Source organism: Allokutzneria oryzae, from assembly GCF_042429765.1.
GTDB lineage: Bacteria > Actinomycetota > Actinomycetes > Mycobacteriales > Pseudonocardiaceae > Allokutzneria > Allokutzneria oryzae.
The window spans coordinates 247,363-273,867 of the sequence record NZ_JBHLZU010000002.1; the positions used below are offsets into that span (position 1 = coordinate 247,363).

At 71.4% G+C, this 26,505-nt stretch carries 27 protein-coding genes; 14 read left to right on the top strand and 13 right to left on the bottom strand.

Annotated elements, in window-relative coordinates; all coding sequences use genetic code 11:
* Positions 1-23: 23 nt before the first annotated feature.
* Both ACFFQA_RS01540 and ACFFQA_RS01545 read right to left on the bottom strand, forming a co-directional pair.
* Positions 24-1,001: a Gfo/Idh/MocA family protein gene (locus tag ACFFQA_RS01540; RefSeq protein WP_377849688.1), complete on the bottom strand. Its 978-nt coding sequence runs from the start codon at positions 999-1,001 to the stop codon at positions 24-26.
* On the bottom strand, positions 994-2,127 hold the full coding sequence (locus ACFFQA_RS01545; RefSeq protein WP_377849689.1) for an adenosylhomocysteinase: 1,134 nt from the start codon (positions 2,125-2,127) through the stop codon (positions 994-996). Before ACFFQA_RS01545 ends, ACFFQA_RS01540 begins: the two co-directional genes overlap by 8 nt.
* Before the next feature lie 58 nt (positions 2,128-2,185).
* Between ACFFQA_RS01545 and ACFFQA_RS01550 the strand changes: the two genes are divergently transcribed.
* Both ACFFQA_RS01550 and ACFFQA_RS01555 read left to right on the top strand, forming a co-directional pair.
* Positions 2,186-3,178, top strand: a complete 993-nt coding sequence (locus tag ACFFQA_RS01550; RefSeq protein WP_377849690.1) for a LacI family DNA-binding transcriptional regulator — start codon at positions 2,186-2,188, stop codon at positions 3,176-3,178.
* 95 nt (positions 3,179-3,273) lie between these two features.
* Positions 3,274-3,990: a tyrosine-protein phosphatase gene (locus ACFFQA_RS01555; protein ID WP_377849691.1), complete on the top strand. Its 717-nt coding sequence runs from the start codon at positions 3,274-3,276 to the stop codon at positions 3,988-3,990.
* A gap of 767 nt (positions 3,991-4,757) precedes the next feature.
* Here the strand turns inward: ACFFQA_RS01555 and ACFFQA_RS01560 are convergent.
* Both ACFFQA_RS01560 and dtd read right to left on the bottom strand, forming a co-directional pair.
* Positions 4,758-5,732 carry a sigma-70 family RNA polymerase sigma factor gene (locus ACFFQA_RS01560; RefSeq protein ID WP_377849692.1) on the bottom strand — a complete coding sequence of 325 codons (975 nt, stop codon included), beginning with the start codon at positions 5,730-5,732 and terminating at the stop codon, positions 4,758-4,760.
* A gap of 259 nt (positions 5,733-5,991) precedes the next feature.
* The gene (dtd, locus tag ACFFQA_RS01565) at positions 5,992-6,417 is read right to left on the bottom strand and encodes a D-aminoacyl-tRNA deacylase (protein WP_377849693.1); all 426 of its coding nucleotides are present in this window, start codon (positions 6,415-6,417) and stop codon (positions 5,992-5,994) included.
* Positions 6,418-6,590: 173 nt separating this feature from the next.
* On the opposite strand from dtd, the gene ACFFQA_RS01570 reads away from it, so the two are divergent.
* Complete coding sequence (locus ACFFQA_RS01570; RefSeq protein WP_377849694.1) at positions 6,591-7,658, top strand: C45 family autoproteolytic acyltransferase/hydrolase; 1,068 nt, start codon at positions 6,591-6,593, stop codon at positions 7,656-7,658.
* Between the two features lie 14 nt (positions 7,659-7,672).
* Here the strand turns inward: ACFFQA_RS01570 and ACFFQA_RS01575 are convergent, their stop codons facing one another.
* Both ACFFQA_RS01575 and ACFFQA_RS01580 read right to left on the bottom strand, forming a co-directional pair.
* Positions 7,673-8,956: an NAD(P)/FAD-dependent oxidoreductase gene (locus tag ACFFQA_RS01575; protein ID WP_377849695.1), complete on the bottom strand. Its 1,284-nt coding sequence runs from the start codon at positions 8,954-8,956 to the stop codon at positions 7,673-7,675.
* Between the two features lie 121 nt (positions 8,957-9,077).
* A complete protein-coding gene (locus ACFFQA_RS01580) occupies positions 9,078-10,637 on the bottom strand; it encodes a PucR family transcriptional regulator (RefSeq protein ID WP_377849696.1) in 1,560 nt (519 codons plus the stop codon).
* Positions 10,638-10,698: 61 nt separating this feature from the next.
* On the opposite strand from ACFFQA_RS01580, the gene ACFFQA_RS01585 reads away from it, so the two are divergent.
* Positions 10,699-11,019 carry a DUF3099 domain-containing protein gene (locus tag ACFFQA_RS01585; protein WP_377849697.1) on the top strand — a complete coding sequence of 107 codons (321 nt, stop codon included), beginning with the start codon at positions 10,699-10,701 and terminating at the stop codon, positions 11,017-11,019.
* A 16-nt stretch (positions 11,020-11,035) separates the two neighbouring features.
* Here ACFFQA_RS01585 and ACFFQA_RS01590 read toward each other — a convergent pair whose 3' ends face one another.
* Entirely contained in the window at positions 11,036-11,950 is a 915-nt protein-coding gene (locus ACFFQA_RS01590) for a carbohydrate kinase family protein (RefSeq protein WP_377849698.1), read from the bottom strand.
* A complete protein-coding gene (locus tag ACFFQA_RS01595; RefSeq protein WP_377849699.1) occupies positions 11,947-12,870 on the bottom strand; it encodes a pseudouridine-5'-phosphate glycosidase in 924 nt (307 codons plus the stop codon). The genes ACFFQA_RS01590 and ACFFQA_RS01595 overlap by 4 nt, the downstream gene beginning before the upstream one ends.
* A gap of 59 nt (positions 12,871-12,929) precedes the next feature.
* Here ACFFQA_RS01595 and ACFFQA_RS01600 point away from each other — a divergent pair, with 59 nt between their 5' ends.
* On the top strand, positions 12,930-13,193 hold the full coding sequence (locus tag ACFFQA_RS01600) for a DUF3039 domain-containing protein (RefSeq protein WP_377849700.1): 264 nt from the start codon (positions 12,930-12,932) through the stop codon (positions 13,191-13,193).
* A gap of 137 nt (positions 13,194-13,330) precedes the next feature.
* Here ACFFQA_RS01600 and ACFFQA_RS01605 read toward each other — a convergent pair whose 3' ends face one another.
* Positions 13,331-13,858: a GNAT family N-acetyltransferase gene (locus ACFFQA_RS01605; RefSeq protein WP_377849701.1), complete on the bottom strand. Its 528-nt coding sequence runs from the start codon at positions 13,856-13,858 to the stop codon at positions 13,331-13,333.
* A 138-nt stretch (positions 13,859-13,996) separates the two neighbouring features.
* On the opposite strand from ACFFQA_RS01605, the gene hisS reads away from it, so the two are divergent.
* A complete protein-coding gene (hisS, locus tag ACFFQA_RS01610; protein WP_377849702.1) occupies positions 13,997-15,265 on the top strand; it encodes a histidine--tRNA ligase in 1,269 nt (422 codons plus the stop codon).
* Here hisS and ACFFQA_RS01615 read toward each other — a convergent pair.
* Positions 15,251-15,442, bottom strand: a complete 192-nt coding sequence (locus ACFFQA_RS01615) for a hypothetical protein (protein WP_377849703.1) — start codon at positions 15,440-15,442, stop codon at positions 15,251-15,253. The genes hisS and ACFFQA_RS01615 overlap by 15 nt on opposite strands.
* Positions 15,443-15,634: 192 nt before the next feature.
* On the opposite strand from ACFFQA_RS01615, the gene ACFFQA_RS01620 reads away from it, so the two are divergent.
* From ACFFQA_RS01620 to ACFFQA_RS01640, 5 genes are read left to right on the top strand one after another with little or no spacing between them, the layout of a single operon-like run.
* Positions 15,635-16,603 carry a TIGR03557 family F420-dependent LLM class oxidoreductase gene (locus ACFFQA_RS01620; RefSeq protein ID WP_377849704.1) on the top strand — a complete coding sequence of 323 codons (969 nt, stop codon included), beginning with the start codon at positions 15,635-15,637 and terminating at the stop codon, positions 16,601-16,603.
* A gap of 16 nt (positions 16,604-16,619) precedes the next feature.
* Positions 16,620-17,042 (top strand): hypothetical protein, encoded by a 423-nt coding sequence (locus ACFFQA_RS01625; RefSeq protein ID WP_377849705.1) that lies wholly within the window; start codon positions 16,620-16,622, stop codon positions 17,040-17,042.
* Positions 17,043-17,045: 3 nt separating this feature from the next.
* Positions 17,046-17,681 carry a nucleotidyltransferase domain-containing protein gene (locus tag ACFFQA_RS01630; RefSeq protein ID WP_377849706.1) on the top strand — a complete coding sequence of 212 codons (636 nt, stop codon included), beginning with the start codon at positions 17,046-17,048 and terminating at the stop codon, positions 17,679-17,681.
* Positions 17,620-17,880: a BON domain-containing protein gene (locus ACFFQA_RS01635; protein ID WP_377849707.1), complete on the top strand. Its 261-nt coding sequence runs from the start codon at positions 17,620-17,622 to the stop codon at positions 17,878-17,880. The genes ACFFQA_RS01630 and ACFFQA_RS01635 overlap by 62 nt, the downstream gene beginning before the upstream one ends.
* Positions 17,877-18,614 (top strand): metallophosphoesterase family protein, encoded by a 738-nt coding sequence (locus ACFFQA_RS01640; RefSeq protein ID WP_377849708.1) that lies wholly within the window; start codon positions 17,877-17,879, stop codon positions 18,612-18,614. The genes ACFFQA_RS01635 and ACFFQA_RS01640 overlap by 4 nt, the downstream gene beginning before the upstream one ends.
* Before the next feature lie 96 nt (positions 18,615-18,710).
* Here ACFFQA_RS01640 and ACFFQA_RS01645 read toward each other — a convergent pair whose 3' ends face one another.
* Positions 18,711-21,071, bottom strand: coding sequence for a SulP family inorganic anion transporter (locus ACFFQA_RS01645; RefSeq protein WP_377849709.1), 2,361 nt, complete (start codon positions 21,069-21,071; stop codon positions 18,711-18,713).
* Positions 21,072-21,737: 666 nt separating this feature from the next.
* Between ACFFQA_RS01645 and ACFFQA_RS01650 the strand changes: the two genes are divergently transcribed.
* Positions 21,738-22,400: a DedA family protein gene (locus tag ACFFQA_RS01650; protein ID WP_377849710.1), complete on the top strand. Its 663-nt coding sequence runs from the start codon at positions 21,738-21,740 to the stop codon at positions 22,398-22,400.
* Between the two features lie 113 nt (positions 22,401-22,513).
* On the opposite strand, the gene ACFFQA_RS01655 is transcribed toward ACFFQA_RS01650, so the two are convergent.
* The gene (locus ACFFQA_RS01655) at positions 22,514-22,867 is read right to left on the bottom strand and encodes a hypothetical protein (RefSeq protein ID WP_377849711.1); all 354 of its coding nucleotides are present in this window, start codon (positions 22,865-22,867) and stop codon (positions 22,514-22,516) included.
* Between the two features lie 27 nt (positions 22,868-22,894).
* Between ACFFQA_RS01655 and ACFFQA_RS01660 the strand changes: the two genes are divergently transcribed.
* Together ACFFQA_RS01660 and ACFFQA_RS01665 are read left to right on the top strand one after the other, a co-directional pair.
* The gene (locus ACFFQA_RS01660; protein ID WP_377849712.1) at positions 22,895-24,223 is read left to right on the top strand and encodes a helix-turn-helix domain-containing protein; all 1,329 of its coding nucleotides are present in this window, start codon (positions 22,895-22,897) and stop codon (positions 24,221-24,223) included.
* 464 nt (positions 24,224-24,687) lie between these two features.
* Positions 24,688-25,473 carry a response regulator transcription factor gene (locus ACFFQA_RS01665; protein WP_377849713.1) on the top strand — a complete coding sequence of 262 codons (786 nt, stop codon included), beginning with the start codon at positions 24,688-24,690 and terminating at the stop codon, positions 25,471-25,473.
* 346 nt (positions 25,474-25,819) lie between these two features.
* Here the strand turns inward: ACFFQA_RS01665 and ACFFQA_RS01670 are convergent, their stop codons facing one another.
* Positions 25,820-26,401, bottom strand: coding sequence for a pyridoxamine 5'-phosphate oxidase family protein (locus ACFFQA_RS01670; RefSeq protein ID WP_377849714.1), 582 nt, complete (start codon positions 26,399-26,401; stop codon positions 25,820-25,822).
* Positions 26,402-26,505: the final 104 nt, after the last annotated feature.

Below are 26,505 nucleotides of genomic sequence, written 5' to 3' on the forward strand. Positions count from 1 at the left end.
CCGTGACCGGGGTGTGATCCTGCTCAGACTCGCGGCGCCATCCCGCTGACCTGGTAGATCCGGTCGATCACCCGCATGTTCGCCACGGCGTCGGCCCCGCCGGTGACCGGTGCCGGGCCGCCGCGGAGGGCCTCGGAGAAGGCGGCGAGCTGGCACTCGAAGGTCGTCGGCAGCCGGTCGGCCCGCTCCGGGGCGCCGCCGTCGACGCTGATCTCCGCGCCCGCCTGGGGCAGCGTCGGGTTGGTGACGTGCAGCCGCCCGCGCTCGCCGACGACGGTCAGGGTGATCTCCGGTCCCCCGCTCTCCGGTCCGGCGGCCATCGAGCACCGCACCTCGGCGCTCCCGCCGCCGGGCAGCGCCAGCGTCGCGGCCATGCTCAGGTCCACGCCGGGCACCTCCTGCACGGCTTCGGCCCGCACCACCTCGGGCTCCGCGCCGGTGAGCGTGCGGATCAGGTGCACGGGATAGCAGCCGAGGTCCATCAGCGCCCCGCCCGCCAGCTCCGGGTTGTGCCGGATGTCGGACCGGTCGGGGATCGGCACGTTCGACACGGCCTCGATGGTGTGAAGCCGTCCGAGCCCCGCGACGAGGGTGGTCAACCGCGACGTCAGCGGGTGGTAGCGGTAGTGGAACGCCTCCATGAGCACGCGACCCGCCGCCTCGGCCTCGTTGACCATCGCCTCGGCCTGGTCCGCGTTGGCGGCGAAAGGCTTCTCCACCAACACGTTCCGACCGGCTCGCAGCGCGGCGATGGACCACTCGGCGTGCGCGGACGGCGGCAGCGCGACGTACACCGCGTCCAGTGACCCGTCCTCGACCAGGGCCATGTAGTCCTTGTGCGCCTTGGCGATTCCGTGCTGGAGCGCGTAGTCCTTCGCGCGGTCGTAGTCGCGGGCGGCGATCGCCGCGACCTCGAAGCCGGTGTCACGGGCGGGCGCGACCACGGCCTTCGCGGCGATGCGGCCCGCGCCGAGGACGCCGATGCGGAGTGGGTCAGACACGGGCGCTCCTCAGGGCGACGTACTCGGTGGCGACGCGCTCGTCGATCGCCGTTGGCACTGGCACTACACAGGAATCCGGACCGACAGCGCCGGTGGCGACCGCTTCGAGGCAGCGGCTCTGCAGAGCGAAACCGAGGTCCATGGACTCCACGGAGTTGCCCAACGCGCGCGGCCCCGCGAGGTTCACCATATGTCCACCGCCCAGCAGGTACAGCCGTTTGCCGTTGGCCAGGTGCACGGTGTCGATGCCCTCCGTCAGCGGTGCCACCTCGGCGTCACCCAGATTGATCTCGTCAGGGAAGTGCCCGGCGTTGGCCAGGACCGCGTCGTCCCTCAGCAGCGGCAGGTCCGCCGGGGCCAGCACGTCACGGGCGCCGGTCACGGTGACGACGACCTCGGCGGAGCTGAGCGCGGACGTGCGGTCCAGCACGTCGAAGCCGTCCAGGTGGGCGCGCAGCCTGGCCACCGGGTCCACCTCGATCACCGAGACCAGGGCGTGCGCCTGCCGGAAGCACTCCGCGACACCTCGGCCGCACGCGCCGTAACCGAGAACGGTCACCCGCGCGCCGTGCGGCGTCCGGTTGGTGATGCGGAGGAAGGACTCCAGCACGCTGAGCCCGACCGCGCGGGTGTTCTCCGCGAACTGCTTGATCGGACTGTCGTTGACCACGAGCACCGGCCGCGCCAGCTCGGCCCGCAACGGTTCCAGGCGCATCCGACCCGAGGTGGTCTCCTCGGTCCCGCCGAGCAGTCGCTCGTACGGCCGCGTGAGGTACCGCTCGAACAGCTCTCCGCCGTTGTCCAGCAACAAGTGCGGCTCGGCGTCGAGCACCCGCTCCAGTTCCGCGACGTGGGTGCCGTGGTCGGTCGTGGTGCTGCCGACGACGTGGACGCCCTGCGCGCGGAGGTGGTCAACGGTCTCGGGTTGGGTGCTGTTGAGGTTGCCGGCCGCGACGATCTCGGCGCCGCCCCTGCGCAGCGTGAGCAGCAGTGCGACGGTCTTGGGTTCGAGGTGGATCGCGGTGCCGATGACCATGTGCGCGAAGGGGCGCGTGCGGTCGAACTCGGCGCCGATCGAGGCCAGCAGGCCGCAGCTGCCGACGACCCAGGGGATACGTGAGAGCACGACCGGGAGCGTGCGGCGTCAAACGTTTGACGTCAAGCGTGTGACGTAGGCTGCGGCCGTGGTTCGCGAAGGCAGGATCGGTGCTCGCGAGGTCGCCGAGCACGCGGGGTGCTCGGTCTCGGCGGTGTCCCTGGTGGTCAACGGCAAGGACACCGGCCGGATCTCCGCCGAGCTGCGCGAGCGCGTCCTCGCGGCGGTCACCGAGCTGGGCTACCGCCCGAACCGCTCCGCGCGCAGCCTGGTCACAGGTGACTCCGGCACGGTCTGCGCGGTCCTGCCCGACCCGGCGAACCCGTTCTTCGGAGACGTCCTCGCAGGGCTCGGCACCGCCCTCGGCGACGAACACACCCTCGCCCTGGTGCTGCCGACGTCGGGCACCGACTACGACGCGCGAACGGTGCTGCGCGCGTACTCGCTGGACCCGGCGGGCGTGGTGCTGATCAGTCCGGGCGAGCCGGTCCTGCGCGACCTCGTGCCGAGGTGCCCGACGCTGGTCGTCGACGCGCCCGGCCGCACACCCGCGCTGCCGCGCGTCGACCTGGACACGGTGGCGGCGGGCGAGCTGATCAGCGACCACCTCACCGCACTCGGCCACCGCGGTTTCGGCTACATAGGGCCGACCAGTGACAAGCCGACCTTCCGCACCCGCCGCCGCGCGTTCCTGGACCGCGTCGCGGACGCGGACGTGCTGCGCACCCTCGACCTGCCCGGCTGGGACCCCTTGGCCGCCGCGGTCACCATGGCGTCGGTGCTGCCGGAGTGGCTGGACTCCGGGGTGACCGCGGTGGTCTGCGCCGACGACCTGCTGGCCTACGGCGTCCTCGCGGCGCTGGACCGGCTCGGCCGCGGCGAGGTCGCGGTCGTCGGCATGGGAGATCTGCCGTTCTCCCAGCTGTGCCGCCCGGCACTGACCTCGGTCGACTTCGCCGGACGGCGCGCGGGAGAGGTGGCGGGCCGGTCGCTGCTGTCGTGGATCGGCACGGGGGAGCGACCGCGCAGGACCCGAGTCCCGGCGAATCTGGTGGTCCGCGCCTCCACCAGGGGCGGCTGATCGCGCCGCACCCGTCCGGGGGAGGCTGTGCACGGGAGAACGATGACGATGCCCGGACCGGCAGGCGGGTCCTCGGGCGAGAACGGGGCAACTGGATGGCGAAGCTGGTCAACGTCAGGGACCTGGGCGGGCTGCCCACGCTGGACGGCCGCACCACGAGGGCGGGCGTGCTCTACCGCTCGGACGCGCCGCACGACGGCGACGAGGCCCCCGACCTGCCGGTCTGGCCGCCGAAGCTGGTGGTCGACCTGCGCGCCACCGCCGAGCACGAAGGCGCCGCCCACCCCCTGGCCGGGCAGGACACGGTGGTGCGCCGCATCCCGCTGCTGGAGGCGGTGGTCGCCGACCTCAACGAGGCGTCCACCCCGACGAGCCCGGCGGCGACGGACCTCGCCGCGGTCTACGTCGGCATGCTCAAGGCGTCGGCGGCCGAGTTCGTGGAGGTGCTGCGCCTGGCGGCGTACTCGGACGGCCCGGTGCTGGTGCACTGCGCCGCGGGCAAGGACCGCACGGGAGTGGCCACGGCGCTGATGCTCTCCGCCGTCGGCGTGACCCGTGAGGCGATCGTGGCGGACTACGTCCGGACCCAGGCCAACATGGACCAGGTCATCGCCAGGTTGACCGATGGGGTGCTGCTGCCGGAGGGCAGGGACCTGGAGCCGGTCCGCCACCTCTTCGAAGCCCCGGCCCGCGCGATGGAAGCGGTACTGGACCGCCTGGAGTCGCACCCGGACGGCCCCACCGGCTGGCTGGACGAGCACGGTGTGAGCCCGGCCGTCGCGGCCCGCTGGACCACCCGCCTCCTCGGCTGAGGCGCCCCGGCGACTCCACCCCGGCCCTCGCGACGCCGAACCACGCGCTCCGGGGGTTGAGCCTGGCCGTCGCGATGCTGGGCCACGCGCTCCTGGGTTGAGCCCGGCCGTCGCGACGCCGGACCACGCGCTCCGGGGGTTGAGCCCGGCCGTCCGGCCCGCTGGACCATCCGCCCCTCGGCGAGGCGCGGACCCGGTCCCGTCCCCCCGCCCCGGCCTCACCCCTCCCGCCCACCTCCGGCCCGCCCACCTCCGGCCCCGTCCCCGGCTCACCTCCGGCCCACCGTTCTCGCGTTTTGTAGGCTTAATGTGGAGGAGAGCGCTCTCATTTCGCATTAAGCCTACAAAACGCGAAGTTGGTCCCAGGGTGGGCGAGATGGCGGTGATCTTCGGAGTACGAGTGCTCGCCTCGTGGCGTCCGAGGCGTCCGTGGCGCCGGGGGTGACGGAGTGCGGATGTGCCCGCCTGTGGCGTCGGAATCGCCGAGTGGCGGGTGGCGCACAGGGCGTGGCGGGTGGTGTCGCCGAGTGGCGGGCGGTGGCGCACGGAATCGCCGGGGGCGCGCGGGGCTGGTGCCCTGGGCTTGGGGCGGAGTGCCCGGACAAGGTCGGAAGGCCGGACCCGCCCCCGACGGGTCCGACCTCCCGGGGTGTGCGGGCGACCGCACAGAAGCGCGTTCGCCCGCGAAGTTCGCATCAGGGCAATCGTTGACCTTGCCGTGATTCACGTCACAGGTCAACGCTGCCGAACGAGTGGTGTTCCCCGGCTCAGCTCGCGTAGGCGCGCAGCTTCTCCGCGCGCTCGCCCTGGCGCAGCTTGGACATGACCTCGCGCTCGATCTGCCTGACCCGCTCCCGGGAGAGGCCGAACAGGCGGCCGATCTGGTCGAGGGTCTTGGGCTGGCCGTCGTCGAGGCCGTAGCGCAGCCGGATCACGTGCTGCTCGCGGTCGTCCAAAGTGGACAGAACGCGGCGCAGGTCGTCCTGGAGAAGACTGGAGATGACCGCGCTCTCGGCGTCGGTCGCCTCGGAGTCCTCGATGAAGTCGCCGAGCGGGGCGTCCTCCTCGGTGCCCACCGGCATGTCCAGGCTCACCGGGTCGCGCGCGTGGTCGAGCAGGTCGGAGATCTTGTTCTCCGGCAGGCCGGACTCGGCGGCCAGCTCCTCGTGCGTGGCCTCGCGGCCCAGCTGCTGGTGCAGGTCGCGCTTGATCCTGGCCAGCTTGTTCACCTGCTCCACCAGGTGGACCGGCAGCCGGATCGTGCGGCCCTGGTCGGCCATGCCCCTGGTGATGGCCTGGCGGATCCACCACGTCGCATACGTGGAGAACTTGAAACCCTTGGTGTAGTCGAACTTCTCCACCGCGCGGATCAGGCCGAGGTTGCCCTCCTGGATCAGGTCCAGCAGCGGCATGCCACGGCCGGTGTAGCGCTTGGCCAGCGAGACCACCAGGCGGAGGTTGGCCTCCAGCAGGTGGTTCTTGGCGCGGTGGCCGTCCCGCACGAGCGCCTTGAGGTCCGCCTTGCGCTGCGGCGTAAGGGACCTCGCCGTGTCGAGCATGTGCTGCGCGAAGACGCCGGCCTCGATCCGCTTGGCCAGCTCCACCTCGTCGGCGGCGGTGAGCAGCGCGGTCTTCCCGATGCCGTTGAGGTACACCCGGACCAGGTCGGCTGCCGGTCCCTGCGCGTCGAGGTCGATCTCGGCGGGCGCGTTGAGTTCGGTTACGGTCTGCGGGACGGTCATCGGGCTTCCTCCCCGGTCGGTGGCTGCTGGCGTGGGGCGCTGTTGTTCCGCGCGCCTGCGCTCCCTTGCGCGGCGAGCCTCGGCAGGTCGGCTCCCCCTGGGGTATCCGCGCTGTCTCGGCTGGACACTTCGAGAACGAGCACGAACTCGTTTTCGTTCCCGTGTCTCACGATTAGCAAGACGTCACATCGCGCCGGGCGGTTGCTCAACCAACCCTGAGGATTGTCTGAGAGAACTCCGCACTTCTCTCAGGACGCGCTTATACGTCCACGATGACGGTGAACGGACCGTCGTTCACGCTCTCGACGGCCATGCTCGCGCCGAAGCGGCCCGTCTCCACCCGCGCGCCGCGACTGAGAAGATCCTCAGTTACGGCCTGTACCAACGGTTCCGCGTGTTCCGGACGCGCCGCGGCTGTCCACGAAGGACGGCGGCCCTTGCGGGTGTCGCCGTAGAGCGTGAACTGGCTCACCACCAGAAGTGGTGCCGGCGCGGTCGCGCACGACTCCTCCTCGCGAAGGATCCTCAGCTCGTGCAGCTTCCGCGCCATCGTCGCGGCCTGCTCCTCTCCATCGGTGTGCGTCACTCCCAGCAGCACCAGCAGTCCCGGCTCCTCGATCGCGCCGACGACCTCCTCGCCGACCGTCACCTTCGCCCGCGTGACCCGCGTCACCACCGCCCTCATGCGCCCGTCCCGCCGTCCGTCCCGATGAGCTGACCAGCCATGGCGAAGATCCTCACATGGCGTTCGCCGGACTTTCCGGACGTATGTGTGCGCGATGTCGTGCCATCGGGTTACACCGGAGTCCTTCCCGGCGACAGGGGAGACGGAGTTCGGTGACGAAGGGCGGCAGGCGCATGACTGTGCGGATCGACCACCACGAGCTGGGCGGCATGCCGTGGGTGGTGGTGCGCGGCGAACGAAGAGCGGCCTTCCGCGCCCTCGGGGAGGAGTTCGCCGGGCGGATCAGGGACCTCGTGCTCGGCATGCCCGAGATCGCCGCCATGCGGCGCTACGAGGCCACCGGGACGGGTGCGGAGGCGCTGACCGAGCTGGTCCGGCTGACCGAGCGGGGAGCGCCCGAGCAGCACGCGGAGCTGGCGGAGCTCGCCAAGGGCGCGGACATGCCCTTACGCACGCTGCTGCTGGCGAACCTGCGCGGGGACGTCCCCAACGAGGTGATCGCGACGGGGTGCTCGGACGTGCTGTGGCGGGGGCGGCGCTCGGTGCTCGCCCACAACGAGGACGGCACCGCCGGTCAGGAGGAGCACATGGTGCTGCTCACCCTCCAGCTCGACGGTGAGCCCGCCGTCAGCTCACTGTGGTACCCGGGTTTCCTGCCGGGCAACGCGTTCGTGGTGACCGGGCTCGGCATGGTGCTCGGCATCGACCACATCCCGCTCGTGCAGCCGAGACCGGGCGTGGGCAGGCACTTCGTCGCGCGCGGCCTGCACGCCGTCCGCGGTGTGGAGGACGTCGTGCGCTTCCTCGGCCGCAACCCGAGTGCGGGCGGGTTCGCCTACAACGTCGGCGACCTCGACACCGGCAGGCTGGTGCAGGTGGAGAGCGCCAGCGGCAGCACGGCCATGCACGAGGTGACCCCGGCCAGACCGTGGGCTTGGCACACCAACCACCTCAGACACCTGACGGAGCTGCCGGACCGGGCGAGCGCGTCGAGCGTGGCGCGGGCGCAGGTGCTCACCCGGCTGTCAGCGCCGAAGGCGGACCCGGACACGGACTGGTTCGTCGAGGTGCTGACGCGGTCCGCGCCGCGCGGTGTCCACCGCGACCCGGTGCCGGGGGACCAGTCCGCGACCCTGTGCTCCTTCGTCGCGGACCTGACAACGAGAGAGGTGACCGTCGTGCGCCGAGGCGGCACGCCGGTCACCATCTCCGTCGACCGCCTGCTCGGCGGTCCCGCTTGACCTGACCCCTGCCGTCAGGCCGAGCGACGCACCAAGCCGCGGAGACCGCCGCGGTGCGGGTCGAAGGGGTGCAGCGCGGCCGGAGCCTTGCCGGTGACCATCTGCTCGGCGAGCAGCTGGCCGGTCAGCGGGCCCAGGGTCACGCCCCACATGCCGTGCCCACCGGCGACGAAGACGCCGGGCACCTTGGTCTCACCGATCAGCGGCAGCCCGTCCGGGGTGACCGGGCGCGGGCCGACCCAGGTCTCGGCCTGCTCGGTCCAGTCGACGCCGGTGAGCAGCTTGCGCGCGGAGTTGACGATCGAGCTGACCCGGCGCGGGTCCAGCGGCGCGTCGGCGTGGCGGAACTCCATGGTGCCCGCGACCCGCAGCCGCCCCTGGTACGGCGTGCACGCCACGCGCACGGCCGGGAAGTACACCGGGCACGGGACCTCCTCGGTCACCGGCACGCTGAAGGAGTAGCCGCGGCCCGCGCGCACCGGCATCTTCACGCCGAGCGGCCTGGCCAGCTCGTCCAGCCAGGAGCCGGTCGCCAGCACCACGGTGTCGGCGTGCACCGGGTCGCCCGCGAAGGCCTCGACCGTGACGCCCTTGGGGCCGTGCCGCAGGGTGCGCGCGGTGAAGCCGGTGCGGATCTCGCCGCCCCGCTCGCGCACCGACGCCGCGAGGGCCTGGGTGAAGGCGCCCGGGTCGATGTAGCGCTGGCCGTCCAGCCGCAGCGCCAGCTCGACGTTGCCGGAGACCTGCGGGACGGCCTTGCGGACCTCGTCGCCGGAGAGCTCGGTGAAGTTGATCTCCTGCCCGGCCTGGTTGATCAGCTCCAGCTCGTGCCGGAGGTCGCCGGCCTGCTCGGCGCGCTCGAAGGCGGCCATGATCGGCGCCTCCACGGTCTTCGCGGCGACCCCGTTGCTGGTGAGCACGTCGAAAGCGTCCAGAGCGCCCGCGTTGACCGGCAGGTAGTGCCGCATCGCCTTGCGCCACTGCGGCATCGTGCAGTGCGCGGCGAAGCGGGTGAGGAACGCCCACAGCTTCGGGTCCGGCTTGGTCGGCACGTACAGGGGCGCGTCCGGGTCCATCAGCGAGCGGAAGCCGTAGCGCAGCACGCTCGGCTCCGGCAGCGGGATCGCCAGGCCGGGGGAGAGCCAGCCGGCGTTGCCCCAGGACGCGCCCGCGCCCACCTCGGCGCGCTCGACGACGGTCACCTCGACGCCGTGTTCCTGGAGGAACCAGGCCACGGAGAGACCGACGATGCCTCCACCGACGACGACTGCGGTGCGCGGCTGTCCGGCTGCGTTCACGGGTGGCCTCCCTCACGACGTTCTGGCCCGATGGCAGAACTATGAGCTGGGAAAACCCCGGAAGCACGAGCACATCTGGACAAAAAACAACTGTCGATTTGTGCTCTCAGGACAACGTTCGCTACCGCCGTGTTGCGCGCGGTGTCGTCGTGAGCGTCGTCGCGGTGAGCGCGATGGCCAGCGCGAGCCGCTGCTCCGGGTCGTCCAGCCGCAGCGTGGTGAGCTGCTCGATCTTGCGCAGCCGGTAGCGCAGCGTGTTCGGGTGCACGGCCAGGCGCTGCGCCGCGCCGCGCACGTCGCCCTGGGCGGCCAGCCACGCGCGCAGGGTGTCGGCGTAGGCGGTGCCGCCCTCCTCGTCCTGCCGCAGCAGCTCCGCGACCGGACCCCGCGTCGGCAGCCGCCCCGCCTCGGCCACCGCGGCCAGACGCAGCAGCAACACCTGTGACCACGCCTCGTCGTAGGCGACCGTGGTCCCCGCGGACGGCAGAGCCGCCGACACCGCGAGGCATTCGTCGGCCTCGTGGCGGCTGGACGGGAGTTCGGTGGTGCTCGCGTCGCCCCCGATGCCCGCGTGCAGCACCACCTCGGCGGGCAGCTCGGTGGCCAGCGAGCGCACCCAGTCCCGCGCCACCTCGACGTCCTCGCCGCACGGCAGCACGGTGTAGAGGACGTTGCCGAGCAAAGCGCTGCGGCCGGGGCGTGACCAGCCGAAACCCGCCGTCGCGCGCTCGAAGGCCAGCAGCGCCGCGCCGTGCTCGGCCTCCCCGGCGTCGGCGCGCAGCGCGATCACCCGCAGCCCGGTCGCCGGCAGGCCGAGGCGGGCCAGCACCGCGGGCGCGTCCGCGTCGCCCTCCACCAGCCGCACGACCAGGTCGCTCTCGCCGCGCCGCTCCAGGTCCGAACTGGCCCGCGCCCGCAGCAGGTGCAGCGCGGCGGTCCTGGCCCCGTCGACCAGCCCGGCCAGCCGCTGCTCGGAGATCGGTGGCACGGCCTCCACCCACACCGACCCCAGCAGCTCCCGCCCCGCGCGGATCGCCACCACCAGCCGCGCGCCGAGGCCGGGCGTCAGGGACGGCACCTCAAGGGGCTCGTCGGAGACCGCGAGGTGCTTGAACACCCCTTGCGACTCCAGCGCCCGCAGCACGTCCGGCGGCACGCGGCGGCCCAGGATCGTCTGCACCCGCGCCGCGTCCACCGACTCCTGGCGGCCGGAGTAGGCGAGCACCCGCGACTGCTGGTCCTCGATGGTCACCGGTCCGCCGACCACGGCCGCGATCGCGTCGGCCACCGCGAACAGGTCGCCGGGGTGCTCCCGGCTCGCCGAGGTCCCGCCGAGCACCAGCGTGTGGATCACCCCGGCGAGGTGGCTCCACGGCACCGCCGGGTCGACCAGCAGCACCGCGACCCCGGCCCGGCGCGCGGCGGCGGAGATCCGCTCGTCCAGCGGCTGCCGCCCGTGCAGCACCAGCGCGCTGGCGTTGGTGGAGCCGACCAGCCGGACGGCGGCGGCCACCGTCTTCGTACCCAAACCGAGTAGCACGTCGCTGGGCGCGGTGGGGTAGTCCTCGGTGGGGTCGTGCAACGCGACCCCCCGCAGGTCGACGTCCCGGCCACGGGGCGCGGCACACAACACGGCTCCGACTCCGCCGAGCACGTCGACGAGGCGATCCAGGGCGACCATCACGACCCTCGTTGTCTTCGGTGTCCTGCGACGGTGGAAGTATGGGGTGTGGAGGTGGGACGTGAACGGTTCCCAACGGGACGAAACCCCGGTCCTGATCACCGAGGCCGCTCCGTCATACGAAGATCAGTACGCCGCGCGCAAGCGCAAGTACCTGCTGATGATGTCCATGCGCATCCCGTGCCTGATCCTGGCGGGCGTGTTCTACCAGATCTGGTGGCTGGCGCTCGGGTTCGTGCTGCTCTCGGTGCCGTTGCCGTGGATGGCGGTGCTCATCGCCAACGACCGTCCCCCGCTCAAGGCGGAGGAGGCCAACCGCTACCGCCCGGGGCGCTCGGCGCGGCAGATCGAGGCACGCCAGCACCCGGTCATCGACGGCTGACCCCCGCCGCGTCGGCTCAGCCGTTCCTGGCCGGTCCGGGGTGCGCGGGCTGCGCGCCGACCTGCTGGACGGCTGCGGCACCGGCACGGACCCCGGCCAGCAGCGACTGCTCCGGCTCCAGGCCCGAGAGCCAGCCGCAGAGCAGGCCCGCGTCGAAGGCGTCGCCGGCCCCGGTCGAGTCGACGCACTCCACCCGTGGCGAGTCCACCGAGACCAGCCTGGTTCCGTCCACCCACGACGCGCCGTCACCGCCGGAGGTGACCGCGACCGCGCCGACGACCCCGAGCAGCTCGCGCGCGGCCTCCGGCTCCTTCGACCCGGTCAGCGCCACCAGCTCCTCGGTGTTGGGCAGCAGCAGGTCCACCCCGCGGATGTCGTCGACGAAGGACTCCACCCCGCCCGCGGTGATGAGTGCGGCGGCCTGCGGGTCCACCGACGTGGTCAGCCCGGCCTCCCGCGCCACCCGCAGCGCGGCCAGCCCCGCCTCCCGCGAGGACGGGTCGAGCAGCACGTAGCCGGACAGGTGCAGGTGGTCGGCGTCGGCCAGCAGCGCGGGATCGAGGTCCTCAGGCGACAGCCGGGCGTTGGCGCCCCGGTCCGGCAGCATCGTCCGCTGCCCCTCGCCGTCCACGAGCACCACGACGCAGCAGGTGTTCGCCACGGGGTCCAGGGTGAACGCGCAGCGCACGCCGATCGCGTTGAGCTCCGCGGTCACCTGCCGCCCTGCCGCGTCCGCGCCGACCCGGCCGACGAGCACGGCCTCCGCTCCGCAGTGCGCCAGCCACGCCGAGGTGTTCGCCCCCGCTCCGCCGGGCTGCAACGTGACCGTGGACCGCACGTCACCGCCGTGCACCACCGGTCCGTGGTGCCGGGCGACCACGTCGAGCCCGGCGTCCCCGACGACCAGCACCCGTGGTCTCGCCCGCGTCATGCCCGTTCCGCCAGCGCCACCGCGACCTCCGCTGCCACCCGCACGTTCGACCGGACCAGTTCGGTGTTGGCGGTCAGGCTCACGCCCTCGCTGGCGGTGTGGAAGTACTCCAGCAGCGCGGGCGTGACGTGCTTGCCGTGGACGTCCTCCCGCTCCAGCTTCGCCAGGCCGCCCGCGAGCAGCCGGTCGTGCAGCTCGCGGTCCATCTCGTGCTCGACCGGGATCGGGTTCACCAGCAGCACCCCCGCGCGGCCCGGCACGTGCTCGCGGTGGGTGGCGATCACCTCGGCGGCGTCCTTGGCGGAGTCGACCCGCCACGGCACGTCCAGCCCGGAGTCGCGCAGGTAGAAGGCGGGGAACCGGTCGGTCCCGTAGCCGAGCACCGGCACCGAGCTGGTCTCCAGCAGCTCCAGGGTGGCCGGGATGTCCAGGATCGACTTCACGCCGGAGCACACCACCGTCATCGGCGTCTCGGCCAGCACCGCGAGGTCGGCGGAGACGTCCCAGGTCTCCCGCGCGCCCCGGTGCACGCCGCCGAGCCCACCGGTGCCGAAGACCCCGATGCCCGCGGCGTGGCCGATGGCGGCGGTGCTGGCGACCGTGGTCGCCCCGGCGACGCCGGTGGCCAGCGCCGGGCCGAGGTCCCGCCGCGACAGCTTGACCAGGCTGTTCGCCGGGTCGCACACCCGCTGCAGCTGCGCGTCGTCCAGCCCGACGACCGCCGCGCCGTCCAGCACCGCGATCGTGGCCGGGACCGCGCCGCGCTCGCGCACGATCCGCTCCAGCTCGCGCCCGACCTCCAGGTTGGACGGGGCGGGCAGGCCGTGCGAGAGGATCGTGCTCTCCAGCGCGACCACCGCGCGCCCCTCCGCGAGGGCCTGCGCCACCTCGTCGCCCAACCGCAGCCGGCTGTCAGCCACCCTGTCTCCTCACTCCGTGCCCGAACTTGCTGTCCGGAAGGCATCATCCGTGAGGCATCATGGTGTACGTGAGCTTGACGCAGACGCTGCCGGACACCGGAACGCGACCCGAGAGCACTGACCAGTCGGGCGACGACGACCCGAAAATGTTCCACTACGTGCGGAAATCCAAGATCGCCGAGAGCGCGGTCATGGGCACCCACGTGGTGGCGCTGTGCGGTGAGGTGTTCCCTGTCACGCGTTCCCCGAAGCCCGGCTCCCCGGTGTGCCCGGAGTGCAAGAAGGTCTACGAGTCGCTCCGCCCCGGCGGCGACGACGACTGACCCGGTACCCCACGGGCGCTGAACCCCGTTTCGTACTCATAGCGGGCAGTGGGAATGCTCCCAAAGCCCGATAAGGGTACGAACCGGTGGTTTTCCGCTGCGTCAACCCACTGATGCGCCGGTGGGGCAGGAGCCGGTCAGTCGCGCAGGTCGCTCTCCAGCAGGCCCATCATGATCATGTCGTGCCACTCGCCGTCCCGGCGGAAGCACTCGCGCTGGCGGCCTTCCTCGACGAAGCCGACCTTCTCGTAGACCCGCCGCGCGGCGACGTTGTCGGCGACCACCCACAGCGTGACGCGGTGCAGGCGCATCTGGTCGAAGCCGAACCGGCACATCGTGCGCGTGGCGTCCGTGGCGTAGCCGGAGCCCCAGCAGTCCTTCTCGCCGATGTAGACGTCCAGCTCCGCGTTCCCGGTCTCCGGCTCGGCGTCGCGCAGCACCGCGACACCGATCAGCCGCCCCTCCGCGCGGGTCTCGACGGCGAGCACGACCTTCTCGTAGGAGTTCCTCGGCCACTCGGACATCCGCTTGGCCACCTGCGCCACGGAGTCCGGGTAACCGTCGTTCATCCAGCGCATGACGTCAGGGTCGTGGTTCCAGCGCCACAGCGCCTCGGCCTCGGAGGGGTCGAACGCGCGCAGTCGGACGAGCTCACCAGTGGGCATCCCCCGTGTCTAACAGGCCGGACCGCCGCCGGCCCAGCAAGTTACGCGGGGGTACGGGAAACCGGATCGCGCCCGTGTTCGGGAGCCGGGTAGTTTTGGCCGGTCACGGCCCATCAGACGCCGACATAAGGACCGAAGGTGAAGATCGACAACAGCCCCGCACGGGGTACCCGCGACCTGCTCCCGGCCACCGTTGCCCGGCGCGACCACGTCCTCGCGGCGATTGTCGAGGTCTACCACCGCTTCGGCTACCGGAGAATCGAGACGCCCGCGCTGGAGAACCTGGACCGGCTCACCTCCGGCCAGGGCGGGGAGAACGAGAAGCTGCTCTTCAAGATCATGCGGCGCGGCCTCGACGAGGAGCTCCCCGCGGGCACCCGCACCGCCGAGCTGGCCGACCTGGCGCTGCGCTACGACCTCACGGTGCCGCTGACCCGGTTCTACGGGGCCAACCACGCGACGCTGCCCTCGCCGTTCCGCAGCCTGCAGTACGGCCCGGTGTGGCGCGCGGAGCGGCCGCAGAAGGGGCGCTACCGCCAGTTCGTCCAGTGCGACATCGACATGATCGGCGAGGAGTCCGTGCTCGCCGAGGCCGAGCTGATCGAGGCCACCATGGCGGCCCTGACCGCGGTCGGCCTGACCGGCGCCACGGTCCGCGTCTCCGACCGCCGTTTCGTCGCGGCGCTCGCGGAGGCGGCGGGGCTGGACGAGGCGGTCCGGCCCGCGTTCTTCATCGGCCTGGACAAGCTGGACAAGATCGGCTGGGACGGGGTCCGGGCGGAGCTGGACGGCAAGGGCCTGCCGGGCGAGAAGGTCGGCGACGCCCTGGAGCGCATCCAGAAGCTGCGGGAGCTGCCCGCCGCCTCCATCGCCGACGCGCTGGCGAACGCGGTGCCGACGCTGGCCGACGACGTGGTGGCCGACCTCGCGGCGACCACGGCCAGCCTGGCGGAGACGGCCGGGGTGAGCTGGGAGTTCGATCCCACCCTCGTGCGCGGCATGGGCTACTACACCGGGCAGATCTTCGAGGTGGCCCACCCCGGCTCGAACTCCTCGATCGCCGGTGGTGGCCGCTACGACAAGCTGATCGGCCGCAGCCTGGGCAAGGACGTCCCCGCGTGCGGGTTCAGCATCGGGTTCGAGCGGATCGTGGACCTGCTCGGCGACGCCCCCGCCCAGGACTCGGTCGCGGTGCTGTTCGAGAAGGAGGTGCCTGCGGCACGGGCGATGTCGGTGGCCCGCGAACTCCGCGCCGATGGCCGCACCGCGACGGTGCTGGGCAGGCGCGGCAAGTTCGGCGCGCAGCTGGGCAGGCTGGAGGAGTGGGGCTTCACCTCCTTCGTCCACCTCCGCTCCGACGACGCGGCCGGCGCCGCCGTGGAGGAGCGCCCGCTAGGCGCCCGCTGAGCCGGGCTCCGGCCGGATGTCGGTGCCGCGCAGGACCTCGGGGTCGTCGTCAGCAGGCGGCTCCGGGTCCAGCCACTCGTGCGCCCGCACCGGCCGGTTCGCCCGCAGCGTGCCCTCCAGCTCGCGCTGGAGCTCCTCGTCCCGTCGCGGTCCGTGCTTGTCGCTGCCGCGTTGCATCTGGTGTTCGACCTCCTTGTGCTCCGCCGCCGGGGGACCCTGTTCTCGAATGGGTTCGCGCACACCGAGCGACCGAGGTGTCCAAAGTGGACGGGACTGGCTCGCGAACTCGGGTCCACCTCTGACGGGCTACCCCCGTGACGCGTCGTCACACCGGTGATTGACCTCCGAGGAGACGGGTAGCCGAAGTGCATGACCGGCATCGGATACTTCCTGTCCAGCGAGGAGTTCGGCCCGCGCGAGCTGGTCCGGCAGGCCCAACAAGCCGAGGACGCCGGGTTCAGCAGGCTGTGGATCTCCGACCACTTCCACCCGTGGAACCGCGAGCAGGGGCAGAGCCCGTTCGTCTGGTCGGTGATCGGCGCGTTGTCCGAGGCAACGAGCCTGCCCATCACCACGGCGGTGACCTGCCCGACGGTGCGAACCCACCCCGCCGTCATCGCGCAGGCCGCCGCGACCGCGGCCGTGCAGTGCCGGGGTGGTTTCACCCTGGGAGTGGGCAGCGGGGAGGCGCTCAACGAGCACATCCTGGGCGATCACTGGCCGCCCGCCGACGTGCGGCTGGACATGCTGGAGGAGGCGGTCGAGCTGATCTGCGCCCTGCACCGTGGTGACGACGTCAGCTACCGGGGCCAGCACTACACCGTCGAGAACGCGCGGGTCTACACGCTGCCCGAGCAACCCGTGCCGATCTACGTCTCCGCGTTCGGCCCCAAGTCGGCGAAGCTGGCCGGGCGCATCGGTGACGGGTTCATCAGCACCATTCCCGACAAGGAACTGATCTCCACGTTCCGCGCCTCCGGCGGTGCCGACCGGCCGACGCAGGCGGGGTTCAAGGTGTGCTGGGCGGAGACCGAGGCCGAGGGCGTCCGCACCGCGCACCGGATCTGGCCGAACCAGCACCTGCCCGGCGAGCTGGCCCAGGTCCTGCCGACGCCGAGGCACTTCGAGCAGGCGAGCACCCTGGTCACCGAGGACACCGTGCGCGGGTCGGTCCCCTGCGGGCCAGATCCCGAGAAACACGTTGCCGCGCTTCAGGAGTACGTCGACGCCGGATACGACGAGGTCTACGTGCAGCAGATCGGCCCCCGCCAGGACGAGTTCTTCAAGGCGTGGTCCGCGCACGTGCTGCCGCGGTTCGACCACGCGAAGACCGGCTGACGGGAGGGAGGAAGCCATGGACATGCCGGAACTCCCGGCGGAGGAGCTGGACGAGGACAGCATCGGTGTGGACCCGTTGGAGGAGGGAATCGACCCGGCGGAGCACTGGAGCGGCGTGGACCGACACGGCACCACCCCCCACGAGCAACGCGAGGGCGAGACCCTCGACGAGCGCCTCGAAGAAGAGGTGCCCGACACCGAACCCGACCTCGTGCCCGAACGACCACGCGCGTCCACGCCGGACTCCGAGCTGGACGAGACGATCGACGAGGACCCGACGCTGACGGAGGACGATGACCTTGGCACTCAACGGGAACCAGAAGAGTTCGGTCCGGTTCTGGTGAGCGAGGAGATCGAGTCAACCGGGTTCGTCCACTCCACAAAGGACGATTCGACCATTGCCGCAGAAGACCGCGCTGAACGCATCGAGCGCTGGTGACCGATGCCCGGCCACATCGACCAGCTCGTCCGCACCGCGGTGCGGGTGGTCAGCGCCCTGCGCGCGGCCGGTGTCCCGTTCGCGTTGACCGGAGGCATCGCGGTCTGGGCGCGTGGCGGTCCCGAGTCCGAGCACGACGTCGACGTCCTCGTCCGTGAGCAGGACAGCGCGGAGGCCGTCCGCGTGCTCGTGGCGGCGGGTATGCGCGCTGCTCAACCGCCGGAGACATGGCTCAGCAAGGTCTATGACGGCGAGCACCTGGTGGATCTCATCCATCACCCCGTCGAGAGCCCGGTCACTGACGAGACGTTGGCGCGCGCGGAGTGGATGCGCGTGGGCTCGGTGCGGGCGCCGGTGGCGACCGGCACCGACCTCGTCGTGGACAAGATGCTCGTCCTGGACGAGCACCGCTGCGACTTCGCCGTGCTGCTCCCTGTCCTGCGCGCGCTGCGGGAACAGATCGACTGGACCGAGACCGCGTGCCGCACCGCGGGTTCGCCGTTCGCGGAGGCGCTTCTGCTGCTGGCCCACCGCCTCGGCATCGCGACACTCGCACAGCAACCAGGGAGGCAAGCCGATGACAACCGACCAGGAGCCCCCGCAGTACGCGGTGGCACGTCTGCGGCGCGCGCTGGCTGAGGATCCCAGGACCGCTGAGCAGGGCGTGCGCGTGGTTCTGCGCGGCGACCAGGTCTACCTCAGTGGCGACGTGGCGAGCGAGGAGCGCAGGCGCGAACTTGATCGGGTGGTGCACGACATCGCGGCGAACCTGAAGGTGCACAACGATGTCCGTGTCGTCGGGGCGCGGGCGCCGGAGGGGCGGGAGGAGCTGAGGTGATCAGGATCGCCGCCGTGGGGGACGTGCACCTCGCACCGGATGCCAGCGGCCACCTCCGCCCCGCGCTCGACGAGATCGGTGGCCGCGCGGATCTGTTGCTGCTGGCCGGTGACCTCACCAAGCACGGCACGGTCGAGGAGGCCCGCGTGGTCGCCCGCGAGTTCGGCGGCCTGGCGGTTCCGGTGGTCGCCGTGCTGGGGAACCACGACCACCACAGCGATCTGGCCGAAGAACTGTCCACTGTGCTCAGTGATGCCGGGATCACGGTGCTGGAGGGGAACAGCGCGCGGCTCGACGTCAACGGCCGCGAGGTCGGGATCGCCGGGGTGAAGGGCTTCGGCGGCGGTTTCGCCGGGAAGTGCGCCAGCGCGTTCGGTGAGCGCGAGATGAAGGCGTTCGTGGGGCACACCGCCGAGGTCTCCGACCGGCTCGGCAAGGCGCTCAGCGACCTCGACACCGACGTCCGGATCGCGTTGACCCACTACTCCCCGGTGTCCGACACCCTTCGCGGGGAGCCGTTGGAGATCTACCCGTTCCTCGGCTCCTACCTGCTCGCCGAGGCCATCGACAACGCCGGTGCGGACATCGCCTTCCACGGGCACGCCCACGCGGGAACGGAGCACGGCATGACCGCCGGTGGGGTGCGCGTGCGCAACGTGGCGCAGCCGGTGATCCGCACCGCCTACAACATCTACTGCCTGGAACCGGCCGAACGCGATCGGGCCATGCGCTGACGCTCCAGGAGAACCTGGCCGGGCGGATCTTGGGTTCCTCGCGGCACAAAGACAACGGCCCCCTTCTCGCGAAGGGGGCCGTTGCGGTCAGTGCGGTCAGAGCACCGCCGCCGGGTCCACGGGGGACAGTCGGCCGGTTGCCTGGTCCACCACGTAGACACGCGCCTCGGAGATGTCGAAGTACAGCCCGACCAGCGTCAGGCGGCCCTCGTCAACCGCGTCGCGCACCGACGGGTAGGTCATCAGGTTGTCCAGCTGCTGCACCACGTTGACCACGCTCAGCCGGTCGGCGGCGTCCAGGTCGACGCACCCCGGAACGCTCGGGTCGTGGTCGTGCCCCTCCGCGCGGAAGCGGTTCAGGCTCGGCTCAACGTGCCGCAGCCACGACGCCAGGTGTGAGCCCTGCCGCGCGCCACCGTTGAGCGAGGCGTTCATCGCGCCGCACAACGAGTGACCGCAGACGACGATGCTGGGCACCTTCAGCGCCTCGACCGCGAACTCGATCGCCGCGCCCACCGATGAGCCGGTGGTCTCGTTGTCGTTGCGCGGCACCAGGTTCCCGACGTTGCGCGCGGTGAACAGGTCACCGGGGCCACTGCTGGTGATCAGGTTCGGGACCACCCGCGAGTCGGCGCACGTCACGAAGAACTGGCTGGGCTGCTGCCCCCGCGCGGCGAGCTCGGACAGGAACGGCCGCACGAGGGGCGCGGATCTGCGCTGGAACTCGTGCATGCCGAGCATCATCGGGTCGGCGCCGGGCCGGGGCTCCGGGACGATCGAGCCGGCGTCCGGGCAGGCGCCGTCGGCCGTGATGTCGTCCGCGTGCATGTTCTGCCAGTACGACCACGGCGCGAACCAGCGCGGCAGCTGGCCGGGCAGGCTCTTGCGCTGCTCCGGACGACCCTGGCGGGCCCGCTGGTACCAGGTGTCCTGGACCTCGTCCACGCGCACGGTGCCGCCGGTCCGCTCGTAGCTGGACCGCCAGTCGTGGATCGCCTCGTAGCCCGCGTGGTCCATGAAGTCCACGTGCAGCTCCAGCACGACCCGCTTGCGCTCCGGGACCCGGCGCAGCTCGTTGACCAGCTTGGCGACCCCGAGGAAGATCAGCGAGCCGCGCACGACGACGCGCCAGTTGTCGGTGGAGTCCTCGACGACCTCCACGGTCGCCCTGGTCAGCCGCCACAGCGCCAGCAGCAGCGCGACGGCGATGCCCAGCAGCACGCCCTTGACCAGGTCGAGGAACACCACGCCTGCGAAGGTGACCACGTAGACCGGGAACTCGCGGTGGCGCCACAGCTCCCGCATGTGCGCGAGGCTGACCAGGCGGACACCGGTGAGCACCAGGACCGCGGCGAGCGCGGCCATCGGGATCATCTCAAGCGTGCTCCCGAGGAACAGCACGAACAACGCGATCCACACGCCGTGCATGATCGAGGACGCACGCGTCTTCGCGCCCGCCGCGACGTTGGTGGAGCTGCGCACGATCACGCCGGTGACCGGGAGGCCGCCGAGCGCGCCGGAGGCCATGTTGGCCGCGCCCTGCGCCACGAGCTCCTTGTCGAGGTTGGCGCGCGGCCCGGAGTGCAGCTTGTCGACCGCCACCGCCGACAGCAGCGACTCGACGCTGGCGACGGCGGCGATGGTGAAGATGGCGACGAGGATGCCGCCGAGGTCACCGGCGGGCAGCGTCGGAAGGGCGAGCCCGGAGAAGGGGTTCTCCGGCAGGTCGACCCTGGGCACGGTGAGCCCGAAGCCGATCGAGACCAGGGTGGCGACCGCGACCGCGACCAGGGGCGCGGGGATCAGCGACACCTTGGGAATCCTGGGCCACACCAGCAGCACCGCGAAGGTGACGATGCCGATCCCGAACGCGGCGTCGTGGTGGCCGATGATCTGGCCAGGCAGGTCGAGCAGGTTGGCCAGGACCGAGCTCTGCGCCTCACCGCCGAGCACGACGTGGATCTGGCTCAGCGCGATGACCGCGCCGATGCCGGCGAGCATGCCGTGCACCACGGCGGGCGACAGGGAGAGCGCGGCGCGGCCCATCCTGGTCACGCCCAGGACCAGCTGCACGGCACCGCCGGCCACGGTGATGAACGTGGTCGCGGCCCAGCCGTACTCGGCGATCATCCCGGCGACGATCACGGTTAGACCGGCGGCGGGCCCGCTGACCTGCAGGGGAGCCCCGCTGAGCGCGCCGGCGACGACGCCGCCGACCACGGCGGCGATCAGGCCGGCGATCATCGGGGCGCCGGAGGCGGCCGCGATGCCCAGCGACAGCGGGATGGCGATCAGCAGGACCACCAGGGACGCGGGCAGGTCGTGCCGCAGCACGGTGCGCAGCCACGAGGACGAGGGCTGCTCCGGCTGGGACGGCGACTCCGTCCGCCGCGCGCCCGGCGGACCGGTGCTGGCGTGGTCTCCCGCGGAGGTGCGCGGGCGGCGGATGTTGATCATGGTGTGGTGCCTCCAGGACAAACGCCACCGGGCGGGCTGCCCGGGGCTGGGGTGGGGAAGGCAGGCGGGCTCTGCCGCAGTTCCTGCGGCGGCTCCCACCTGCGTGGTACCCGGGTCGACGACCGGGTGAGCGTGTGCGGTTACCCGAGCGGGTGAAGGTCTCGCGCGCGGCGGCGTCGCGGCGCGCGAGCGGATAACGAACGGGGCGTCCGGGTGGCCTCCGGCGGCCACAGGCGTGCGTCGTTCGTCGTGTCGGCAAAGTCGGCGCAGAAGGCGTCGAGCACTGGCTCGGCTTCGGCGCGGTACCGGGTCGTTGCCATGACGGCTCCTCCTGGCCCTACCCGCGTCGGAGTCAGTTGTGTGACCTACGTCCCCATCATCAGTACCGAAAACGATCTCCGGGGAGCAAGTTCGCGCGTCCGAGATCTTGAATTCAGCCTGTCAGGGGAGTAGATGACGGGCGGCTCTGACCAAGTCTCCCCGCTGTCGACCCCCCGGACGTCGATCTTCGGGCGGAACGGACATTACCCCCCAAAACGGATTCGCGAGCATGATCGCCCGGATAGGCTAGGTCGCTGGGCCGCCGGGGGAGGCTTCGTCACGGCCCGTGCGCTCAATTTCTTGAATCGAGCTTTCTCACGTACCGAAACTGGGGGGACTCAACCCGTGGGACTGATCAGTGACGGCTTGGAGTCCATCGCAGGACTCCCGCAGCCGCTGGTACTCGCCGCCGCTGCGGCGTTCACGTTCGGCGAGACCACGATCGGCCTCGGCCTGATCGTGCCCGGCGAGGTCGGCCTGCTCGTGGCCGCGAGCACGGTCAAGGCGCTGGGCACCGGCATCGCCATGTGGGCGGTGGTCACCCTGGCCGCCGTCGCAGGGGACTCGGTGGGCTACCTCGTCGGGCGCCGCTTCGGCGGCAGGCTCCGGGAGACCCGCCTGGTCAAGAAGATGGGCCAGGACAACTGGGACAAGGCGACCGCGCTGATCCGCAGGCGCGGGGCGTGGGCGGTGTTCTTCGCCCGGTGGCTGCCGGTCGTGCGTTCGCTGACCCCGGCCGCGGCGGGCACGGCGGGCCTGGCCTACCCGAAGCTGCTCATCGCCTCGATCTGCGGCGCCGCCCCGTGGGCCGCGCTGCACGTGACCATCGCCGCCATGGCCGGCGAGGCCGCCAAGCAGATCGAGTCCAAGCTCAGCACCGCCAGCTACTTCCTGCTCGGCGGCCTGGCCGTCGCCGGTCTGGTGATCTTCCTCGTCCGCAAGCGCAAGGCGAAGGCCAAGGCGGTCGCAACCGCGCCGCAGGACAAGGAGCTGGAAGAGGCGCGCTAGAGCGCGCCGCACACCCGACTCCGCACAGGAAGGGGCGGGGTGCCGCCCCCGCGGACACCCCGCCCCTCATGTCATGTCGGTGCTAGTCAGCGCATGGCTTCAGCCCAGACAGGTCAAGGCTTGGGCCACTCGACGCCGGGGCCACCCGGCTTGCCGGGGTCCGGAGCGGGCGCGAGCGGCCACTCGATACCGGTGACCGAGACGGTGCGCGGCGGCGGGCAGGAGTCCGGCCACGCGACGTTGCCACACGCGTCAGGCAAGTCGGCGGTCAACACGACCGGCTCGACCGCGCGCGGGTTCGGTGGCTGGCACATCGGCCATGCCACGTCGCAGGGCTTGCGGCCCGGATCGAGCTGTACCTGCTGCGTCTCCTGCGCGAGCGTCGAATTGGTATCGGTGGATTGAACGCCACTGTCTAGGGGTGAAAGAATTCCCGCGTACAGTGTCATCAGAAAGGCAACAAGCATGCCTGCCTCCTCGAGTAGCTACCTGTCATGACATCTGCCGATCGAGTCAGCCTCGAACGTGAGCTTCCTGCCACGTTCGGCGACCGACTGCGTGCTCTTCGCGTTTCCAGGGGGCTCACCCAGCGCGATCTCGCCGGTGAGGGTCTGTCGAGCAGCTACCTGTCCCGCCTGGAGTCCGGGCAGCGGACGCCGACCCCCAAGGTGGTGGAACAGCTCGCCGCCAGGCTGGGCGTGCCGACGGAGTCCTTCGCCGGACTCGACAGCGGCACCCGGCTCAGCGGTGGGGAGTTCATGGTGGGCGCGGCCCGCGTGATGGACCTGCTGCTGGAGGCTCGGCCGGACGCGGCGCTGGAGCTGCTGGACTCGCTGCGGGAGAGCGTGCGCGACCCGCAGGACCGCTGGCTCTGCGAGTACGTCGCGGCGGCGTGCGCCGGCAAGCTCGGCCGCACCCAGGACGTCGCCGACCGGCTTGAGGCGATCGAGCCGATGTACCGGGGACTGCCGCCCGCCGCGAAGGTCGTCACCGCCACCCTGAACGCGGCGGCCCTGCGCAACCTCGGCCGGTTCCGCGAGGCCGCCGAGCTGGCGCAGAAGGCGCTGCTGGAGGCCGAGGGCCTGGCGAACTCGGGGTTCGCCCCGGACCAGGCATGGCTGCTGCGCCTGCGCGCGTCCGTCGCGCTGGCCTCCTCGCTGGCCGAGGCCCGCAGGACCGACGAGGCGCTGCGCGTGTGCGCGCGGGGCATCGACCTGGTCAACGCCGGACCGCTGGACACCCCGGACTGGCGGGACAGGCCGACCTACACCGAGGCCGCGGTCACCATGCACTGGACCTACGCGGGGGCCCTGACCCGCGCGGGCTTCGTCGACCAGGCCTCGCAGCAGATCCAGGCGGCCCTGGCGCACCCGGTCGGTTCCATCGGCACCGACCTGTGGTGCCGCGTCCGCATCACCGCCGTCTACATGATGCTGAACTTCGACCTTCCCCTTCCGGTCTCCGCCGAGTCCCTGCTCGGGGAGGTCACCCAGGTCCGCCGGGCGTCCGCCAGCCAGGTCGACTCGCAGGTCGCGCTGATGCGGGCGGCCGTCGCGGTGCGCTCCGACGACCTCGAAGCCGCACTGGAGCACGCCGAGAACGCGTTGACCGGCCCGCTGGACACCGCGGACCAGATGCGGGCGCTGATGACCATCGTGCGGGTCAGCGCGCAGCTCGGCCGGGAGGAGCGCAGGCTCAGCGCGCTGGACGAGCTGCTGCAGCACCTGGACTCCGCCGATCCGGACGAGGTGCGGCCCGCGCTGCTCAAGGAGGTCGCCTCCTTGTCCGTGCAGACCCTTCGCGACCAGCGCGCGCGCTCCTAGCCGGACGTCCCCTGCCCCTGGGGTGCCCGGCATTCCGCCCTGCGAGCCGCCCGCTCGCTTGTCACGCACTGTCATGGTTGACCCTGACTGAGTGGCTACGGAAGTAGGTCCGCCGCGCCATGGTGCTGCCCGAACACGGTGGTGCTCACCCACTGTGTTCACGCGCTGAGGGTAAGAGGGCGAGCCGAGCCCGTCAACGTGACTCAGCTGGCTGGGACGGGTTGTCAACAGTTTGACAAGAACCGGGTCGGCCTACTCTGGCCGAAGGACACGCGTCTGGACTACTCCACGCGGAGTTCCGCGCAGGTGGGGACCGCGTTGCCCGGAAGGAAGCAGCTGCCCATCGTGATGACACGCGTGTTGACTGCCGGACACATACTTAAGTAGGATGCTGTTGTCAGCGGTTGTCAACACGAAGTTCCACGTTGTCAGCTCTGCCTCTGGGGCCAGTGGAAAGGTCTGTCATGTCGCTGAACACCCCGCCGCCTGACCTGCGGCCACGCGAGCTTTCGTGCACCTGCTCCCGCGAGGAGGCGCACGACACCAGGCTCCGCGTGCTCGCGGTCGATCGTCACCCGGTCGTGGCTGAGGGGCTGCGTGCCTGCTTCGGCAGACACGCGGACTTCGCCTTCGTCGGCGCCGTCGGCGGCGGCGCCAGGGTCGTCGACCAGGTCTGCGCGGCGCGCCCGGACGTCGTCCTGGTGGACCTCGACCTCGGCGAGGTCGACGGCATCGAGGTCATCAAGGCCGTCCTGCGCACCCGGCTGCCCATCGTGGTCGTGGTCTTCTCCGACAACCAGGCGCGGGCGGGCGCCGCGCTGGAGGCCGGTGCGATGGGCTTCGTGCTCAAGACCGCCGCGCCGGACGAGCTGATCTCCGCGGTCCGCCAGGCCCGCAGCGGGGTGGCGGCGATGCCGTCGCAGCTGCTGCCGATGCCCGGACGGATGCCGCGGCTGCGCAGGCAGGAGAGCCGCTCGGTGCTCTCCGGCCGGGAGCTGGACGTGCTCCGGCTGGTCGCCGAGGGGCTGACCAACGCCGAGATCGGCCGCAGGCTCTTCGTCGCCGAGACCACCGTCAAGACCCACCTGCAGCGGGTCTTCTCCAAGCTGCACGTCAGTGACCGGGCCGCGGCCGTCGCCAACGCCCTGTCCAACGGACTGCTCGTGCCGGGGCCCGAGGGCTTCGGCGGCGGACTGCGCGTCCTGGACGCCGAGCCGGTGATGACCGGCGCCCGCCGCTCCGCGAGCTAGAGAGCACCGCCTGGGCCGGCTTCGGGGGTCGGCCCAGACCTGCCAGTCGGGGCGATCCGGCTCCACACCCTGCACCGGATGGGCGACCAGACGGAGTGGAGCCGGTGGGAACCTGGGTCGGTGGTGACCATCTCCAGTCACCACTGACCCAGGTCCGTCCTCTTTCCACGTGGTCCGCGTGCCCCCTTTTTCGCGTTTTGTAGGCTTAATGCGAAATGAGAGCGCTCTCTTGCGCAATAAGGCTACAAAACGCGAGACCCCAGCCACGCCAGCCGGCCCACGCGTGCACGGGGGTGCGGGGGTGGCTGGGGTTTCGGGGTATCGGGACGGCTTGCGGGATGAGGTTCTAGGCGGTTCGCGGTGGCAGCGGGAGCGGCAGCGCGGGCAGCCCGTCGATGCTGGTGCCGTTGAACTCCTTCGTCTCGCAGTAGTGCGCGAACTCCTCGTCGGACTTGCGGCCGAAGTACTGCGCGTGCAGGTCGCGGTCCTCGCGGTAGTCCATGAAGGGCACCGCGTAGCCGCACGTGTCGGTGATCCGCCTGGCGTTGACGACGATGATCGCCCGAACCCCCGGCGCGTCGGCCTCGGCGAAGCGCGGGACCAGCCCGGCCCACCTCGGGTCGTCACGCAGGACCACCTCGCCCGTCCCGTGCACCCTGACGATGGTCGGCGGCCCTTCGAAGGCGCACCACATCACCGTGATCCGGCCGTTCTCCCGCAGGTGCGCGATGGTCTCGGCGTGGCTGCCGCCGAAGTCGAGGTAGGCCACGGTCAGCTCGTCCAGCACCACCAGCGAGCTGGACCTGCCCTTGGGGGAGAGGTTGACGTGCCCGTTCCCGGACAGCGGGGCCGTGGCGACGAAGAACAGCGGCTGCCTCTCGATGAACTCGCGCAGCCTGCCGTCGATGCGCTCGTAGCTCTTTCCCATGTCCGCGAGTGTGCACGCGATATTCCCGAAGGGTCGTCAGATTGTTGACATCCCACGCGTGGATGCGAGAGGTTCGCAGTGCCCTGCATCACACCGCTCGCTAC